Origin of the sequence: Pelomonas sp. KK5 (genome assembly GCF_001984095.1) — a bacterium.
Taxonomy (GTDB): Bacteria; Pseudomonadota; Gammaproteobacteria; order Burkholderiales; family Burkholderiaceae_C; genus KK5.
The window spans coordinates 34,184-49,751 of record NZ_LYVQ01000011.1 but is presented as its reverse complement, the minus strand read 5'-3'; the positions used below and the strand labels follow the sequence as shown (position 1 = coordinate 49,751).

The following is a 15,568-nucleotide window of genomic DNA, read 5'->3' as shown; positions in this document are numbered from 1 at the left end:
GGAAGGGATCAGTGGGCGAGCGCGTGCGCCGGCAGGTCTTCAGGACGCACCGCGCCCGTCATCACCGCCACTGTATCGCTCATGCTGATCTGCTTCGGGTTCAGCACGCAGGCGCGCTTGCCGAGCCGAGCCACGTGGATGCGGTCCGCGATCTCGAACACGTGCGGCATGTTGTGACTGATCAGCACGACCGACAGGCCCTGGTCGCGCACGCGGCGGATCAGTTCCAGCACCATGTTCCCTTCCTTGACGCCGAGCGCCGCGGTGGGCTCGTCCATGATGACCACATGCTGCGCGAAGGCCGCGGCGCGGGCCACCGCCACGCACTGCCGCTGGCCGCCGGAGAGCGTCTCCACCGGCTGCGTCATCGAGCGGATGCCCACCTTCAGCTCCGCCATGCGCTGCACGCTCTGGGCCAGCATCTCCTTCTTGTCGAGCATGCGCAGCAGGCTGCCTAACGGTCCTTTTCGACGGATCTCGCGGCCCAGGAACAGGTTCTCGGCGATGGACATGGCGGCGGCGACGGCGAGGTCCTGGTAGACCGTCTCGATGCCGGCGCGGCGCGCATCGATCGGGCTCTTGAAGTGGATGGCCTGGCCGTCCAGCTCGATCGATCCCTCGTCGGGAATGGTGGCGCCCGACAGGCACTTGATCAGCGAGGACTTGCCGGCGCCGTTGTCGCCGATCACGGCCAGGATCTCGCCCTGGCGGAGTTCGAAGTCGGCGCCATCCAGCGCCGTGACCTGGCCGTAGCGCTTGGCCAGGCCGGTGGCCTTCATCACCGGCTGGTGAATAACTGCGGACATCAGCGGGCTCCTTTGCGGCTGAGTTGGTCGATGGCCACCGCGATGATCACGAGGAAGCCGGTGATGAGGACCTGGTAGACCGAGGGCACGCCGGACAGCGTCAGGCCGTTGCGCAGCACGCCGACGATCAGCACGCCCAGCAGCGTGCCCATCACGCCGCCGCGCCCGCCGAACAGGCTGGTGCCACCGAGCACGCAGGCGGTGATCGAGTCGAGGTTCTCGGTCTGCCCGGCGTTCGGATCGCCGACGCCGGTGCGCGCCACCGAGAGCAGCGCCGCCACGCCGTAGAGCACGCCGGCCAGCAGGTGCACGCCCAGCAGCACGCGCAGCGTCGGGATGCCGGTGAGGCGCGTGGCCTCCGGGTTGTTGCCCACCGCGTAGACATGCCGGCCCGAGGCCGTCTCGTGCAGCCAGAACCAGATGACACCGAACAGCGCCAGCATCAGCACCGTGCCATACGCGACCTGGGTGCCGCCGATGGCGAAGGTCTCGCCGAGCCAGGTCATCAGCGGCGGCACGTCGGTGACCGTCTGCGCCTTCGAGTAGATCTGGGTGATTGCAAAAGCGATGTTCAGCGAACCCAGCGTGACGATGAAGGGCGGCAGCTTGATGCGGGTGATCAGCAGGCCGTTGAACAGCCCGAACAGCGTGGTGGCGCCGATGCCGCAGAGGATGGCCAGCGGCGCGGGCAGGCCCAACTCCACCGCCATCTTGCTCATCACGATGCTGCCCAGCGCCATCACCATGCCGCAGGACAGGTCGATGCCCGCGGTCAGGATCACCAGCGTCTGGCCGATGGCGATGACGCCGACGACCATCAGCTGCTGCAGGATCAGCGAGAAGTTCGCGCCGCTGAGGAACTGCGGGCTCTGGGTGGCGAACACCACGCAGGCGATCACGAGCGCGATCAGCGGGCCGAGCGTGCTCATCGAGGGCCGGGCCCGGCTGGACTTGAGGGCGGATGAGGTGACCATCTTCGTATCCTCCGCGACAGCGGCCGCGCCCATTTACTTCTTGCCCCAGCAGAGGTCGAGGCCGAGCTTGGTGTCTTTCGAATCGACGCCTGCGACGGGCTTGCCGGCGATCAGCGTGACGCCGGTGTCGGTGTAGCCGCTGACCTTCTTGCCGCCCTGCGCATAGGCCACGCCGGCTTCCACGCCCATCGCCGCCATCTTCAGCGGGTACTGCTGCGAGGTGGCGGCGATCTTGCCGGCCATCACGTCGCGGATGCCGTCGCAGCCGCCGTCCACCGAGACGATCATCACGCCCTTCTCCTTGCCGGCCTTCTTCAGCGCGTTGTAGGCACCGGCAGCGGCGGGCTCGTTGATCGTGTAGACAAGGTTGATGTCGGGATTCTTCTGGAGGCAGTTCTCCATCGCGGTCTGGCCCTTGGCGCGGTCGCCGAAGCTGTCGGCCATGCAGACCACCTCGGCCGGCTGGGCCAGCGTGTTGTCCTTCTGCTCCTTGGTCGGCAGGCCGTAGCCCTTCAGGAAACCGTTGTGGCGCTGCGCGCCGACCGGATGGCCGGGGAACAGGTCCAGCGTGGCGATCTTGACCGGCTTGCCGGCGAACGAGGCCTTGGCGTACTCGCCGATCAGGATGCCGGCCTTGTAGTTGTCGGTGGCGAACAGCGCGTCGGTGGCCTCGGCGGGGTCGGCGGGGCTGTCCAGCGCGATCACCATCACGCCCAAGGCCCGCGCCTTCTTGATCGCCGGCACGATGGCCTTGGAGTCGTTGGGCGTGATCAGGATGGTCTTGGCGCCGGCGGTGATCATGTTCTCCATGGCGGTGACCTGGCCGGCGTTGTCGCCGTCGGCCTTGCCGGCAGCGCTCAGCAGCTTGGCGCCCTTGGCCTTGGCCGACTCGGTCGCGCCTTCGATCATCTTGACGAAGAAGGGGTTGGTCTCGGTCTTCACGACCAGGCCGACCACCGGCTGGTCGGCCGCGTGGGCAGCAGCGCCGGCAGCCAGGGCCAGCAGGAAGGACAGCTTGCGCAGGGTCGGGGTCGTCGTCGTCATTGCTTGTCTCCGTCGTTGGTTTGCCGATCGTTGGCAAGGCCAGTCTAGTTAATAAATCAATTTGAGTTATTAATGGTGAACCCTTAGACTCGCGGCCCGACAACCCTCAAACATCGAAGGAAGACAAAGCCATGTTCCTGGTCTGCGGCGAAGCGCTGATGGATGTGTTCTCGATGGGCGACACGCCCACCGGCGTGGCCCTGGATGCCCGCGTGGGCGGCTCGCCGCTGAACGTGGCCGTGGGCCTGGCGCGGCTGGCGCAACCGGTGGCCTTCTATGGCGGCCTGTCCAGCGACTTCCTCGGCGAGCGGCTGGCCCGTGCGCTGGCGCAGGAGGGCGTGGAGCTGGGCCACGCGCCGCGGCTGGATGCCCCGACCACCGTCAGCCTGGTGGGCCTGAACGCGCGCGGCGTGCCGAGCTACGCCTTCCTGGGCCACGGCGCCGCCGACCGGCAGGTGCGCATCGACACGCTGCCGCCGGCCGGCCTGTTCCGTGCCGTCCATGTGGGGAGTTATGCCACCGTGGTCGAGCCAGTGGCCGGCACCCAGCGAGCGCTGATCGAACGCGAGCAGGGCCGCGCGCTGATCGCCTACGACCCGAACATCCGGCTCAACGTCGAGCCGCGCCTGCAGGCCTGGCTGGACCAGCTCGAATGGATGTTGCCGCGCACCCAGCTGCTGAAGATCAGCGACGAGGACCTCGGCCTGCTGCTGCCGGGCACGACGCCGGCGGTCTTCGCCGAACGCGCGCTGGCGGCGGGCGTGCAACTGGTGGTGGTGACCCGCGGCGGCGAGGGTGCACTGGGCTGGACGCGCGCGCACCATGCCGAGACGGCGGCCCGCCCCGTCACCGTGATCGACACGGTGGGCGCCGGCGATACCTTCCAGGCCGCCCTGCTGACCTGGCTGGCCGAGCGCGACGCACTCAGCGGCGCCGCGCTGTCTGCGCTGGACGGCGCGCAGTTGCTCGCCCTGCTGGAGTTCGCCGGGGCCGCCGCGGCCATCACCTGTTCGCGCCGCGGCGCCGACCTGCCGCACCGCCGGGACCTCCCCTGAATAGGGGGTGGCGGAGGGTTCGCTTTACATGTGTATCACTTTGCAATCCCTAACATGAGGCACTAGGATTGCACCAAAACTGCGCTCGTCCATCCAGGAGACAAGATCAATGAACACTACCCTGCTGGGCCGTGGCGCCCTGGCTGCGGGCCTGCTGGCCATCTCCGCCGCCGCCAGCGCACTCCCGAGCTTCACCTTCGACCCGAGCGCGGTCGGCCTGAGCGGCGACAGCTTCACGGCCGACAACCTGCTGATCTCGGACTACGCCCGCGTCACCACCGCCGGCGCGAGCTTCACCGAATCCGGCTTCCTGAGCATCACCGCCGCGCAGAGCGGCGACGACCTGCTGGTGCCCTCCGGCCTGAACAGCGCCAGCGGCTACTCGCTCTTCATCAGCTTCGTCGGCAGCGGCACGCAGACCAGCGGCACGAGCCCGCTGACCGGCGACACCAGCGGGAAGTTCAGCTCGCTGACCTACACGCTGTATGCGGTGGCCGGCAAGGCGACCTTCAGCATCGTCGGCGGCACGCCGACCACCTCGGCCACCAGCGGCCTGATCACGCTGGCCAGCGGCAGCCTGATCGACGGCAGCGTCGGCACGCGCGTGTCGGGCAGCTCGTTCTCGCCGTCCGCCGATGCCACGCTGAGCTTCAACGTGAACGGCGGCAGCGCGGGCTTCTTCGCCGACCCGTCGCCCTTCAACTACAACCAGGCGCTGACCTCGTTCACGAACACCAGCTCGCAGGTGACGCTGCTGGCGGACGGCTTCGCGATCAACAAGGGCGGCGGTGCGATCAACTTCGCGACCGCCGTGCCGGAACCGGAAAGCTACGCGATGCTGATGGCCGGGCTGGTGACGATCGGCTTCCTCCGCCGCCGCCGCGGCATGAACCGCTGAGCGTCATCATCAGTTCACCCTGAAAGCCGCAGCGCCCTCGGGCCCTGCGGCTTTTTTGCGCCCGGGTTCAGCCGGCGTTGGCAGCGACGATCGTGCCGGCGCATTCACCGAAGCCGATCCGGCGCGCTCCGTCCTTCTGCGCGAAGGCCTTGAGGATCACCGTGTCGCCATCCTCGAGGAAGGCGCGCCGCTCGCCGTTGGGCAGCGTCAGCGGCTGCTTGCCGCCGTCGGACAGCTCCAGCAGCGAGCCGCCCTGCTCCGGCCTCGCGCCGGACTGGGTGCCGGTGCCCATCAGGTCGCCCGGTTGCAGGTTGCAGCCATTGCTGGCGTGGTGGGTCAGCATCTGCGCCAGCGTCCAATAGGCGCTCTCGCCGAAGTTGGAGTCCATCAGCTTGACCGCGGTCTCGCCGGCGCCACGCATCTGCGCCGTCTGCAGCCAGACTTCCAGCTCGATGGCATAGCCGCCCTCGGCGCGGTTCTTCCCGGAATCGAGATACGGCAGCGGCTGGGGATCCTCGGCGGGATGGGCGAAGCCGCAGCGGAAGGGCTCCAGCGCCTCCATCGTGACGATCCAGGGCGAGATCGTGGTGGCGAAGTTCTTGGCCAGGAAGGGGCCCAGCGGCTGGTACTCCCAGCCCTGCATGTCGCGGGCGGACCAGTCGTTGAGCAGGCAGACGCCGAAGAGGTGCTCGTCGGCTTTCTCCATCGGGATCGGCTGGCCTAACGCGTTACCTGCACTGACGAACACGCCCAGTTCCAACTCGTAGTCCAGGCGCTTGCTGGGCGCGAGCGTCGGCACGTCCAGGTGCGGCGGCTTCAGCTGGCCCCAGGGCCGGCGCACATCGGCACCGCTGGGCAGGATGGACGAACTGCGACCGTGGTAGCCGATCGGCACCCACTTGTAGTTGGGCAGCAGCGGGTTGTCCGGGCGGAACAGCTTGCCCACCGTGGTCGCGTGATGGATGCCGGTGTAGAAGTCGGTGTAGTCGCCGATGCGGCAGGGCAGCGCCATCTCGGCGGCATCCTGTGGCAACAGGCAGGCTTCGAGCGCCTTCTGCTGGCTGCCTGCGCCTTCGCGCAGTGCCGTGAACAGCGCAGCGCGCACGGCGCGGCGGGCTGCGGACGGAGCGCCCATGAAGCGGTTCATGTCGCCCTCGGCCAGAACCTGCAGTTGCACGGCGACCGGCGTGTCCCAGCGGCCGGCGGCGGCCGCCAGCTTCAGGTCGAGGATGCGGTCGCCGATGGCGACGCCGGCGCGCAGCGACTCGTTGCGGCCGGCGCGGCGGAACAGGCCGTAAGGCAGGTTCTGCAGCGGGTAGTCGGTGTCGGCAGCGTTGGCGGATTCGACCCAGCTGCGGGCGTCGGGGTCGTGGGTGAAATCGAGATTCATGGGTGCTCGTTGTAGTTGTCTTGCAGCGCCGACCAGCAGTCGGCATAGGTCTTTTCGAGGGCGCCGCCGTTCAGTGCGAAGTCCGTCGGCGCCAGGCGCCAGCGGGTCTCGAACATGAAGGCCAGCGTGTGGTCCAGCTTGTGCGGCTTCAGCTCGGCGCCGCTGGCCTTGGCAAAGGCCTCGGTGTCGGGGCCGTGCGGCACCATCGCGTTGTGCAGGCTGGCGCCGCCGGGCTTGAAGCCTTCGGGCTTGGCGTCGTACTGGCCGGTCACCAGGCCCATGAACTCGCTCATCACGTTGCGGTGGTACCAGGGCGGGCGGAAGGTGTCCTCGGCCACCATCCAGCGCGGCGGGAAGATCACGAAATCGGCATTGGCCCAGCCGGGCGTGTCGCTGGGGCTGGTCAGCACGGTGAAGATGCTCGGGTCCGGATGATCGAAGCTGATGGACCCGATGGTCATGAAGTGGGCCGTGTCGTACTTGTACGGGGCCAGCGTGCCGTGCCAGGCCACGACGTTGAAGGGCGTGTGCTGCTGCAGCGCCGTCCAGAGCCGGCCGCCGAACTTCTTGACGACCTCGTAGGCGCCCTCCTCCTCCGCCTCGACGGCCGCCACCGGCGCGAGGAAGTCGCGCGGGTTGGCCAGGCCGTTGGAGCCGATCGGGCCCAGCTCGGGCAGGCGGAAGGCGGCGCCGTAGTTCTCGCAGATGTAGCCGCGCGAGGGGCCGTCCACGTCGACCTTGAAAGCCATGCCGCGCGGGACCAGCGCGATCTCGCCGGGCGCCACGTCGAGCAGGCCCAGCTCGGTGCGGATGCGCAAGGCGCCCTGCTGCGGGACGATCAGCAGCTCGCCGTCCGCATTGACGAAGGCGCGCCGGCCCATCGCGCGGTTGGCCAGGTAGAGGTGGATGCCGATGCCGGTCTGGGCGTCGGGGTCGCCGTTGAGGGCCATCGTGCGCAGGCCGTCGACGAAGTCCAGCGGTTCGTCGGGAATGGCGACCGGCGCCCAGCGCAGCGGATCCGGGGGCACGACCTGACCCTCGGCCGCGCCCGTCTTCAGCCAGGCATGGGCCAGCGGCACATAACTCCCCACCACGACGGAGGGCCGCCGGCGGTACATCCAGCTGCGCAGGTTCTCGGCGCGGGGGGCGGTGAAGGCCGTGCCGGAGAGCAGTTCGGCGTACAGGCCGTGGGCCACCTTCTGCGGGCTGTTGCGGCCGACCGGCAGGCTGCCGGGGCGGGCCTCGCTGGCGTGCTCGTTGCCGAAGCCGCTCTGGTAATGCAGGGATTCGCTCATGTCGGGTTCAGGGTGTTGGATCTTGCGAGGGCCAGCGCTTCGTCGAGCACGGCGCGGTCGCCGACCTGGTTGGCCAGGATCAGGACCAGCTTGGCGAGGAACAGCTCGGCCTGGTCCTCGCTCATGTCGCGCTGGTGGTCGATCAGGGCGGCGTAGAAGCCGTCGGGATCGGGGATGTTGGGCGCGCGGATCAGTTGCTGGGGCATGCCTGGGCCTTTCTCAGGGCGGCGCGGACCTTGCCGGGGTCGTAGCTGCGCCAGCGCGCGGCCACGACGCGATCCGGCCGGATCAGGTAGCAGGTGCCGGGCCGTGCGTCATAACGCTCCAGTCCGACGCCATCGAGCGCAAGCGCCGGCAGCTCGCCACCGGTGGCCGCCTGGTCCGCCAGCAGGGTGAAGCCGGCGTCCAGCTGCTCCAGCAGCCAGCCGCCGGCCAGCGGCGCGTCCGGGCACGGGCTGCCGGGCGCGGGGCCGCCCTCGAAGGCGTCCTCGTCCGGCGTGTTCAATGGCGAGTCGCGGTAGGGCGTGGGCATCGACAGCCGCCCGCTGTTGACCAGCGGCCGCGCGAAGGGCTCGCTGCGCGCCAGCTGCAGCACCGCGTCGCGCAGGCGCAGCGAGGCGCGGCTCTTGGGGCTGATGAAGTCGGTGGAGCGGGTGGAGTTGAGGATGTTGTCGTCCGCCGCGGCGGTGCGCTCGGCCTCGTAGCTGTCCAGCAGCGCCTCGGGCGCCCTGCCCTCGATGACGGCGGCCAGCTTCCAGGCCAGGTTCTCGGCGTCCTGCATGCCGCTGTTGGCGCCGCGCGCGCCGAAGGGCGAGACCTGGTGGGCCGAGTCGCCGGCGAACAGCACGCGGCCGTGGCGGAACTTCGCCATGCGCCGGCAGGCGAACTGGTAGACGGACACCCATTCCAGCTCGAACTCGGCATCCGGGCCCAGCATCGCCTGGATGCGCGGGATCACGCGCTCGGGCTTCTTCTCCTCGACCGGATCGGCATCGCGGCCGAGCTGGAAGTCGATGCGCCAGACCTTGTCGCACTGCTTGTGCAGCAGCACGGACTGGCCGCGATGGAACGGAGGGTCGAACCAGAACCAGCGCTCTGCCGGGAAGTCCGCCTGCATGACGACATCGGCGATCAGGAAGCGGTCGTGGAAGACCTGGCCGTCGAAGTCCAGGCCCATCATCGCGCGGGTGTCGCTGTTGGCGCCGTCGCAGGCGATGACCCAGTCGGCCTCGATCTCGAACTCGGCGTCGGGGGTCTGGACCTTCAGCGTGACGCCGTCGGGTTTCGGCGTTAGCGCCACCAGCTTGTGCTTCCAGTGCAGCGCCACCAGCGGCTCGCGCATGCAGGCATCCACCAGCGCCTCCTCCAGGTGGTACTGCTGCAGGTTCACCATCGCCGGCATCTTGTGATGCGCCTGCGGCAGCAGGTCGAACTGGTAGGCCAGGCCCTCGCCATGGAAGACCTTGCCGACCTGCCAGCGCACGCCCCGCTCGGCCATCGACTCGCCGACGCCGAGCCGGTCCAACAGTTCCAGCGTGCGCTTGGCGTAGCAGACGGCGCGGGAGCCGAGGCTGACGCGGTTGTTGTCGTCCAGCACCAGCACCGGCACGCCGCGGCGGGCCAGGTCCAGCGCCGCGGTCAGCCCGACCGGGCCGGCGCCGATGACGACGACCGGGCGCCGCGGGTCGGCCGCGCAGCGTTCATAGGCGTACTCGGGCGCCTGGTAGGTCTTCAACATGTCTTTGCCTGTGTTCGGGGCCGAGCGCCGGGCCGCCCCAAGCCGGCCCACTGGCGGCGCTTGCGGCTCGATGCCGAAAGCGCCGGCGCCCCCTCGGGGGGCCGACCGGGCTCGCGCGCGTTCAGCGCCGCGAGATCGGGCGAGGGGCTCATGTTTCCAGGGCCTGCCACATCGCCACGTCACGCTCGGCGGTCCAGATGCGGGGATCCGGATACTGCGTGGCCTCGTCGTAGGCGCGGGTCACGTCGAAGGGCATGCAGTGGGCGAAGATGACCCACTGGCCGTACTTGGGCGCCAGCCGCTCGTAGGTCTCCTTGTAGACCGCCTTCAGCTCCCGGCCCGCCGAGGCACCGGCCTTGACGCTCTCGTACAGCTCGCTGACGAAGGCGCGCGTGCCGGCCAGGCCGGCGGCCACGTCGGCCGGCGTCTGCAGCGCGCGGCCGCGGCCGGGCACCAGCTTCTCGGGCTTCAGGGCGGCGATGTTGTCCAGCGTCTGCGGCCAGTCCTGGAAGTAGGCGTCGCCGGCATAGGGCGTGGCATCGAACTCCACCAAGTCGCCGCTGAACAGCACCTTGTCCTGCGGCAGCCAGACCACCGTGTCGCCCTTCGTGTGGCCGCGGCCCAGCTGCAGGATCTGCACCTCCAGCTTGCCCAGCCACAGGGTCATCTTGCCGGTGAAGGTGAGCGTCGGCCAGGTCATGCCGGGTGGCACCGACTCGACGTTCTGGAACAGGCGCGGGAAGCGGCCGATCTCGCTGGCCTTGTCCTGCTCGCCGCGCTCGACGATCAGGTCGTAGGTGTCCTGGCTGGCGATGATGTGCTCCGGCTCGTAGGCCGAGGCGCCGAGTACGCGTACCGCGTGGTAGTGGCTCAGCAGCACGTACTTGATCGGCTTGTCGGTCACCTCGCGGATGCGGCGGATCACGTCCTGCGCCATCACCGGCGTGGCCTGCGTGTCGATCACCATCACCGCGTCGTCGCCGATGACGATGCCGGTGTTCGGGTCGCCTTCGGCCGTGTAGGCCCAGGCATGGTCCGAGAGCTGGTCGAAGCTGACCTTCTTGACCTCGAGGTCAGCGTGCGAGGCGAATGTTTTGGTCGTCATGGCTGGGCGTCTCCTTGCGTTGGCTGAAATTTAATCTAAACCAAATCAGTTTGTCTATTCCAAATTTTCTGATCCAATCGGCAACATGAGCGAGAGCGACCTTTCCACCAGCAGCGGCCCGCGGGGCATCCAGAGCATCGAAGTGGGCGGCCAGCTGCTGCTGGCCCTGGTCCACGAGGGACGGCCGATGCCGCTGAAGGAGCTGGCGCTGGCGGCCGGCATGCCGCCGGCCAAGGCCCATCCCTACCTGGTCAGCTTCATCAAGCTGGGCCTGGTGGAGCAGGAAGGGGTCAGTGGAAGGTATGGGTTAGGGCCGCTGGCGCTGCAGCTGGGCCTGATCAGCCTGCAGCAGTACGAGCCGGTGCGGCTGGCCACGCCGGTGATCGAGGAGCTGGCGCTGCAGCTGGGCCACACGGTGGCCATCGCGGTCTGGGGCAACCGCGGGCCGACGATCGTTCGCGTGGCCGAGGCGCCGAGCCCGGTGCACATCAGCATGCGCCACGGGACCGTGATGAGCCCGTCGGGCACCGCCTCGGGGCGGCTGTTCGCGGCTCACCTGCCCAAGGCGCTGGTGAAGGCCGCGCTGCACGGCGAGGCGATGCCGGCGGTGGAGTTGCTGGAGGAGGTGCGCCGCCACGGCATGGCGACGTCGAAGGACGGCGTGGTCCACGGCGTCAGCGCGCTGGCGGCACCGGTCTTCGACGACAGCGGGCGGCTGGTGCTCTCGCTGACCGCCATCGGGCCCAGCGGCAGTTTCGACCTGCGCCTGGGCGGCTCGCTCGCGCCGGCCTTGCGCGCGGCGGGCGAGCAGTTGTCGCGTCAGCTCGGCTGGAAGCCGGCCGGCTGATCGTCGAAGGGCGTGAACCCGCTGTCGCTGCCGCGCATGCGCTCCAGGATCGCGAATTCCTCTTCCGGGGAATAGAAGTACGGGTAGAGCGTGCGGGTCTCGCTGCTCAGCTCGGGCCGGCCGCCGTAGGCCTCGACCTGCTGTTCCACGAAGCCGAAGTCCAGGGTCATCAGCACGGCCGGTGCCTTCACGCGCGGATTCGGCCGCGCCTCGGCGCTGACCTTGAAGCCCAGCATGCGGCGGTAGTAGGGCACGTGGCGCGGGTTGACTTCGATCACCAGCCACTTGGCGCCGGTGATGTGATGGGCGTGGATGTAGGCAGTGTGGAACAGCGCGGCCAGCACATGCTTGGAAGGCGCTTCCTGCTGGTCCAGCGCCAGCTTGGTGAACTCGCACAGCGAGCGGCCGGCATCGCGCATGGCCGCCACTTCGTCGGGGAAGACCAGCTCGGCGTTCAGGCCGTGCTCGGAATCGCAGCGGATGCCCAGCGTGCCCACGGTGCGCTCGTCGCATTCGGCGCGCAGCGTGAGCAGGTGGCGCTCCAGATCGTCGCCGCCGTCCTTGACCTGGTAGCCGCGCTGCGCGTAGCGGCGCATCTGCAGGGCCCGCGCGGCATGGCGCTGCTGGCGGTCCAGGGCAGCATGGATCGCGAAGCCCTCGATCAGCTCGCCGGTGACCGGGTTGAAATGCGGGGCGGCGTGCCCGGGCCGAAAGCCGCGGGTGCGCAAGGCCGGGAGACCGGCCAGGTACGGAACAGGTGCTGACGCCGACTCAAAAGCCGCGGCGCCGGGATTGTCAATGAACCACATGTACTGCTTTTCCTTACTCGGTCCGGCCCGTTCCGCGCGAGTCCGACTGCGGGCACGCGCCTCCCCGTGCGAGGCGTCCGCTTGCGCGAACGGTCGCCGGCCAGGACCTGCTTTTTCTCAACCAGTCGCCCGCTGGACGACCATGACGCTATCCCTCACCCGATTCATTCTTCTTTCCCTCGATACCGGCATATCGGACATCCCGGCGCCCCGATCAAGAGGCCAAACGTTGTTCTTCGTGTAACAGCTGCAACACCGCGGCCTCGCGCTCGGGCGAGAAGAACCACGGGTACAGGCTGCGGACATGGTGGGCCATGTGCGGATGCCCGCCCAGCCGCGCGATCTGCTGCTCGGCATGCGCCAGCTCCAGGCTCATCAGCACCGCCGGTGCATGGACGTGCAGATTGGTACGCACCTCGGAGCAGATCTTGAAATCCAGCATGCGCCGGTAGTAGGGCACATGCCGCGGGTTGACCTCGATCACCAGCAGTTCGATGCCCTGCATCCTGTAGGCGTGCAGGTAGGCGGTGTGGAACAGCGCGGCCAGCACCTGCTTGGACGCGGCCTGCGGGTCCAGCGCCAGCTGCGTGAACTCGCAGATCTCGCGGCCATGCGGCCCGCGCAGCATCTCCATCTCGTGCGGGAAGGCGCCGTCCGCGCTGAGGCCTTCGGCCAGATCGAAGCGGATGCCCAGCGTGCCCAGCGTGCGGCCGTCCTCGGCCGTGGCGCTGAGCGTCAGGACGTTCATTTCCCGCTCGCCCACCGGATGCTCGCGGCGATAGCCACGCTGCACATAGCGGTGGTGCACCAGGCGGCTCGCATCCACCCGGTGGCGCTCGCTCAGGGCGCTGTTGATCAGGAAGGGAACGACCGCGGGATATTCATGAAGGGCCACCGAATGCGCCGCCGAACGCAGGGCATGGGACCCGACCAGGGCTTGCAAACCGGCTTGGTGGAGAGGTACGGCACTGTCGGGTTGCATGATTTCCTTTTGCGGATACGAGCCAGCAAACGGGTAAAAATTCCGAATTGGTGCGCAGTCTAGCTGCTTCACCCCCTCGAATGGGGGTGGAAAAACCGCCCCCAACAAATTACCCGAGGAACTTACATTTGCTATCCGGTATTTCGGAAAAAACCAAAATCCCGGGATAGCACAAACCCCAAGATCCGACGTCATTTATGACGCTTCTGTGGCTAGCGAACGCTATGCGTGCGCTATCCCCATGCTCTCCCTCATGCAATGACTGCGCCACCCTGACGCACTTGCTCCTCGAAACCCGCCTCGCCGGGGCGGTCCTGAACACAGCGTGCACCTGCGGCGCCCGGACCACATCATCAACACAGGGATTGACCCGCACAAGCCCTTGCACTAACTAAAAAGCGGGCCACCCCCGCGAAGGGATGGCCCGCCGTCAAGCGGGTGCTGTCCGTGGCCGTGGACTCAGGCGGCGGCGCTGCCCGCCTTGTCGGCCGCGTGCAGGTTGGCCAGGCGGTTCATGTTGCCCATCGAGACGCGGTGCATCTCGATCAGCGACAGGATGCCGTTGCGGAACAGTTCGACGATCTTGGCCTCCGGCAGTTCGGAGAGCTTCTTCTCGTCCACGGCCAGGAAGCCTTCGACCAGCAGCTTCTCGCCGTCGGGCAGCGTGGCTTCGAATCGCATGTCCTGCAGCAGGCCGGCCTCGACGATCTGCTCGCAGATCAGGCGGGTGCGCTCGGACTCGGTCTCGAAGTTCTCCAGGAAGGTCTTGGCGTTGAGCAGGAACTCGCTGGGCTGGCCGTCGGCCGCGAACAGCGAGTGGCCTTCGGTCTCGTTGAAGCCGGTCCACTTCTCGTCATAGCAGACGGCCACCTGGTCGCCGCCATCGATGCGGGCCATCGCGAAGGGGTAGCGGCGCAGGTAGGCCGGGACATAGTTGCCGGTCCACTTGTCGCCCTTGATGAACAGGTTGCTGCCCTGCTTCAGGCCCAGCACCGCCAGCGGCGCCACCACCAGCTTGGCATCGGGCTTGTTCTCGCCCACGCGCACGAACACCAGCGGGTACTCCTTGCAGGCGTCGGCGAACTCCACCACCGTCAGGAACATGGAGTTCAGTTCCTTGGCACGGGCCAGCACCGGTTCCTCGGTGCGCAGGCGCAGGTTCTTGTGCGCGACGCGGTCGAGGGCGACCATGCTGTCATACATCGGGGGGTTGCTCATTGATTGACTCCTAATATCCGTTCGTCGGCCAGTCGGCTGACCAGCACCTTGTCCACACGCTTGCCGTCGAGGTCCACGACCTCGAACCTCCAAGCATCCCACTCCACCACATCGGCCGTGCGCGGCAGGCGCCCCAGCAGCAGCATGATCATGCCGGCCAGGGTGTTGTAGCGCCCACGGTCCTCTTCAGGCAGTTCCTTCAGGCCCAGCCGGTCCTTCAGCTCGGTGACGGGGATCAGGCCATCCAGCAGCCAGCTTCCATCCTCGCGCTGGACCGCCCAGGCGTCATCATCACTGGGCGCGTTGAACTCGCCCGCGATCGCTTCCAGCACGTCGCGCACCGAGATCACGCCCTGCACCTCGCCGTACTCGTCCACGACGAACACCAGCGGCGCGTCCGAAGCGCGGAACTGCTCCAGCAGCTCCATGCCCGACAGTGTTTCCGGCACGAACACCGGCGGCTCCAGGTCTTCGGCCAGCGCCAGCGGATTGCCGGCCAGCGCGCGCTGCAGCAGCTTCTGCGCGGAGACGACACCGATCACGTCGGACACGTCGCCGCGGCAAACCGGGTACCGGCTGTAGCCGTGCGCCTGCAGCAGGGCCAGCACCTGCTCGTTCTGGTCGTCCACATCCAGCCAGGCGATCTCGGCGCGCGGGATCATCATCGAGCCGATCTGGCGCTCGTCCAATCGGAACACGTTGCGCACCATCTGGTGCTCGTGCTGCTCGATCACACCGGCGTCCAGGCCCTCCTCGAGGCTGGCGGCGATCTCCTCCTCGGTGACGCCGCGCTGCGCATCGGTGCGCAGGCCCATCACGCCCAGCATCCAGTCGGTCGTCACCGTCAGCAGGCGCACCAGCGGGCGCGCCACCATCGACAGGAACTCCATCGTCGGCGCCACCAGGCGGGCGGCCGTCTCGGGGTAGATCTGGCCGATGCGCTTGGGCACCAGCTCGCCGAACAGGATGGTCAGCACCGTGATGATGCAGACCACCAGGCCGGTGGCGGTCACTTCCGCGGCGCGCTGGCTCATCGGGAAGGTCTCGAGCAGCCAGTGCGACAACGGGCCCGAGAAGGCCGCATCGCCGACGATGCCGTTCAGCACGCCGATCGAGGTGATGCCGATCTGCACCACCGACAGGAACTTGGTCGGGTTGTCGTGCAGGTCCATCGCGGCCTGCGCGCCGGCGCTCTCGTTCTCGACCATCACCTGCAGACGCGCCTTGCGGCTGGCCGTGAGGGCCATCTCCGACATAGCAAACAAGCCGTTGACCAGAATCAGCAGGAGTACGAGCGCGGTGTCCATTGAGGGGGCAGCAGGTTCGGGGTTTGCCCTTGCCATGCGCCCTTCGGTTGAAAGAAGCCCGCAAGCGTATCAGAACGTCGTGACTTCTCAGACAGCACAA

The 15,568-nt window shown here is 68.1% G+C and carries 15 protein-coding genes; 3 read left to right on the top strand and 12 right to left on the bottom strand.

What is annotated here, in order from left to right; all coding sequences use genetic code 11:
• Positions 1-8 precede the first annotated feature (8 nt).
• From B0W88_RS02860 to B0W88_RS02850, 3 genes are read right to left on the bottom strand one after another with little or no spacing between them, the layout of a single operon-like run.
• Positions 9-806: an ATP-binding cassette domain-containing protein gene (locus tag B0W88_RS02860; protein WP_077033140.1), complete on the bottom strand. Its 798-nt coding sequence runs from the start codon at positions 804-806 to the stop codon at positions 9-11.
• Positions 806-1,780 (bottom strand): ABC transporter permease, encoded by a 975-nt coding sequence (locus tag B0W88_RS02855; protein ID WP_198937753.1) that lies wholly within the window; start codon positions 1,778-1,780, stop codon positions 806-808. The genes B0W88_RS02860 and B0W88_RS02855 overlap by 1 nt, the downstream gene beginning before the upstream one ends.
• A 33-nt stretch (positions 1,781-1,813) precedes the next feature.
• Positions 1,814-2,824, bottom strand: coding sequence for a sugar ABC transporter substrate-binding protein (locus B0W88_RS02850; RefSeq protein WP_077033139.1), 1,011 nt, complete (start codon positions 2,822-2,824; stop codon positions 1,814-1,816).
• A 131-nt stretch (positions 2,825-2,955) separates the two neighbouring features.
• On the opposite strand from B0W88_RS02850, the gene B0W88_RS02845 reads away from it, so the two are divergent.
• Both B0W88_RS02845 and pepA read left to right on the top strand, forming a co-directional pair.
• Entirely contained in the window at positions 2,956-3,879 is a 924-nt protein-coding gene (locus B0W88_RS02845; protein WP_077033138.1) for a carbohydrate kinase, read from the top strand.
• A gap of 109 nt (positions 3,880-3,988) precedes the next feature.
• Positions 3,989-4,777: a flocculation-associated PEP-CTERM protein PepA gene (gene pepA, locus B0W88_RS02840; RefSeq protein ID WP_077033137.1), complete on the top strand. Its 789-nt coding sequence runs from the start codon at positions 3,989-3,991 to the stop codon at positions 4,775-4,777.
• Between the two features lie 67 nt (positions 4,778-4,844).
• On the opposite strand, the gene fahA is transcribed toward pepA, so the two are convergent.
• The 5 genes from fahA to B0W88_RS02815 form a co-directional block, all read right to left on the bottom strand.
• Positions 4,845-6,167 carry a fumarylacetoacetase gene (gene fahA / locus B0W88_RS02835; protein WP_077033136.1) on the bottom strand — a complete coding sequence of 441 codons (1,323 nt, stop codon included), beginning with the start codon at positions 6,165-6,167 and terminating at the stop codon, positions 4,845-4,847.
• Complete coding sequence (gene hmgA, locus B0W88_RS02830; protein WP_077033135.1) at positions 6,164-7,462, bottom strand: homogentisate 1,2-dioxygenase; 1,299 nt, start codon at positions 7,460-7,462, stop codon at positions 6,164-6,166. Before hmgA ends, fahA begins: the two co-directional genes overlap by 4 nt.
• Complete coding sequence (locus tag B0W88_RS02825) at positions 7,459-7,668, bottom strand: DUF2783 domain-containing protein (RefSeq protein ID WP_077033134.1); 210 nt, start codon at positions 7,666-7,668, stop codon at positions 7,459-7,461. Before B0W88_RS02825 ends, hmgA begins: the two co-directional genes overlap by 4 nt.
• On the bottom strand, positions 7,653-9,200 hold the full coding sequence (locus B0W88_RS02820; RefSeq protein WP_077033133.1) for an FAD-dependent oxidoreductase: 1,548 nt from the start codon (positions 9,198-9,200) through the stop codon (positions 7,653-7,655). Before B0W88_RS02820 ends, B0W88_RS02825 begins: the two co-directional genes overlap by 16 nt.
• A gap of 148 nt (positions 9,201-9,348) precedes the next feature.
• The gene (locus B0W88_RS02815; RefSeq protein ID WP_077033132.1) at positions 9,349-10,305 is read right to left on the bottom strand and encodes an MBL fold metallo-hydrolase; all 957 of its coding nucleotides are present in this window, start codon (positions 10,303-10,305) and stop codon (positions 9,349-9,351) included.
• An 85-nt stretch (positions 10,306-10,390) separates the two neighbouring features.
• On the opposite strand from B0W88_RS02815, the gene B0W88_RS02810 reads away from it, so the two are divergent.
• Positions 10,391-11,152, top strand: a complete 762-nt coding sequence (locus tag B0W88_RS02810; RefSeq protein WP_077033131.1) for an IclR family transcriptional regulator — start codon at positions 10,391-10,393, stop codon at positions 11,150-11,152.
• Here the strand turns inward: B0W88_RS02810 and B0W88_RS02805 are convergent.
• From B0W88_RS02805 to B0W88_RS02790, 4 genes are all read right to left on the bottom strand, one after another.
• Positions 11,125-11,961 (bottom strand): long-chain N-acyl amino acid synthase, encoded by an 837-nt coding sequence (locus tag B0W88_RS02805; RefSeq protein WP_144006571.1) that lies wholly within the window; start codon positions 11,959-11,961, stop codon positions 11,125-11,127. The genes B0W88_RS02810 and B0W88_RS02805 overlap by 28 nt on opposite strands.
• Positions 11,962-12,175: 214 nt before the next feature.
• The gene (locus B0W88_RS02800) at positions 12,176-12,856 is read right to left on the bottom strand and encodes a long-chain N-acyl amino acid synthase (protein WP_144006570.1); all 681 of its coding nucleotides are present in this window, start codon (positions 12,854-12,856) and stop codon (positions 12,176-12,178) included.
• Between the two features lie 546 nt (positions 12,857-13,402).
• Entirely contained in the window at positions 13,403-14,161 is a 759-nt protein-coding gene (locus tag B0W88_RS02795) for a SapC family protein (protein ID WP_077033129.1), read from the bottom strand.
• Positions 14,158-15,468 (bottom strand): hemolysin family protein, encoded by a 1,311-nt coding sequence (locus B0W88_RS02790; protein ID WP_077033128.1) that lies wholly within the window; start codon positions 15,466-15,468, stop codon positions 14,158-14,160. Before B0W88_RS02790 ends, B0W88_RS02795 begins: the two co-directional genes overlap by 4 nt.
• Positions 15,469-15,568: the final 100 nt, after the last annotated feature.

Bases quoted from the DNA above. Each gene is read 5' to 3' on its own strand.
- B0W88_RS02860 (WP_077033140.1), bottom strand. From the start codon at position 806: ATGTCCGCAGTTATTCACCAGCCGGTGATGAAGGCCACCGGCCTGGCC.
- B0W88_RS02855 (WP_198937753.1), bottom strand. From the start codon at position 1,780: ATGGTCACCTCATCCGCCCTCAAGTCCAGCCGGGCCCGGCCCTCGATG.
- B0W88_RS02820 (WP_077033133.1), bottom strand. From the start codon at position 9,200: ATGTTGAAGACCTACCAGGCGCCCGAGTACGCCTATGAACGCTGCGCG.
- pepA (WP_077033137.1), top strand. From the start codon at position 3,989: ATGAACACTACCCTGCTGGGCCGTGGCGCCCTGGCTGCGGGCCTGCTG.
- B0W88_RS02845 (WP_077033138.1), top strand. From the start codon at position 2,956: ATGTTCCTGGTCTGCGGCGAAGCGCTGATGGATGTGTTCTCGATGGGC.
- hmgA (WP_077033135.1), bottom strand. From the start codon at position 7,462: ATGAGCGAATCCCTGCATTACCAGAGCGGCTTCGGCAACGAGCACGCC.
- B0W88_RS02825 (WP_077033134.1), bottom strand. From the start codon at position 7,668: ATGCCCCAGCAACTGATCCGCGCGCCCAACATCCCCGATCCCGACGGC.
- B0W88_RS02805 (WP_144006571.1), bottom strand. From the start codon at position 11,961: ATGTGGTTCATTGACAATCCCGGCGCCGCGGCTTTTGAGTCGGCGTCA.
- B0W88_RS02790 (WP_077033128.1), bottom strand. From the start codon at position 15,468: ATGGACACCGCGCTCGTACTCCTGCTGATTCTGGTCAACGGCTTGTTT.
- B0W88_RS02850 (WP_077033139.1), bottom strand. From the start codon at position 2,824: ATGACGACGACGACCCCGACCCTGCGCAAGCTGTCCTTCCTGCTGGCC.
- B0W88_RS02815 (WP_077033132.1), bottom strand. From the start codon at position 10,305: ATGACGACCAAAACATTCGCCTCGCACGCTGACCTCGAGGTCAAGAAG.
- B0W88_RS02795 (WP_077033129.1), bottom strand. From the start codon at position 14,161: ATGAGCAACCCCCCGATGTATGACAGCATGGTCGCCCTCGACCGCGTC.
- B0W88_RS02810 (WP_077033131.1), top strand. From the start codon at position 10,391: ATGAGCGAGAGCGACCTTTCCACCAGCAGCGGCCCGCGGGGCATCCAG.
- fahA (WP_077033136.1), bottom strand. From the start codon at position 6,167: ATGAATCTCGATTTCACCCACGACCCCGACGCCCGCAGCTGGGTCGAA.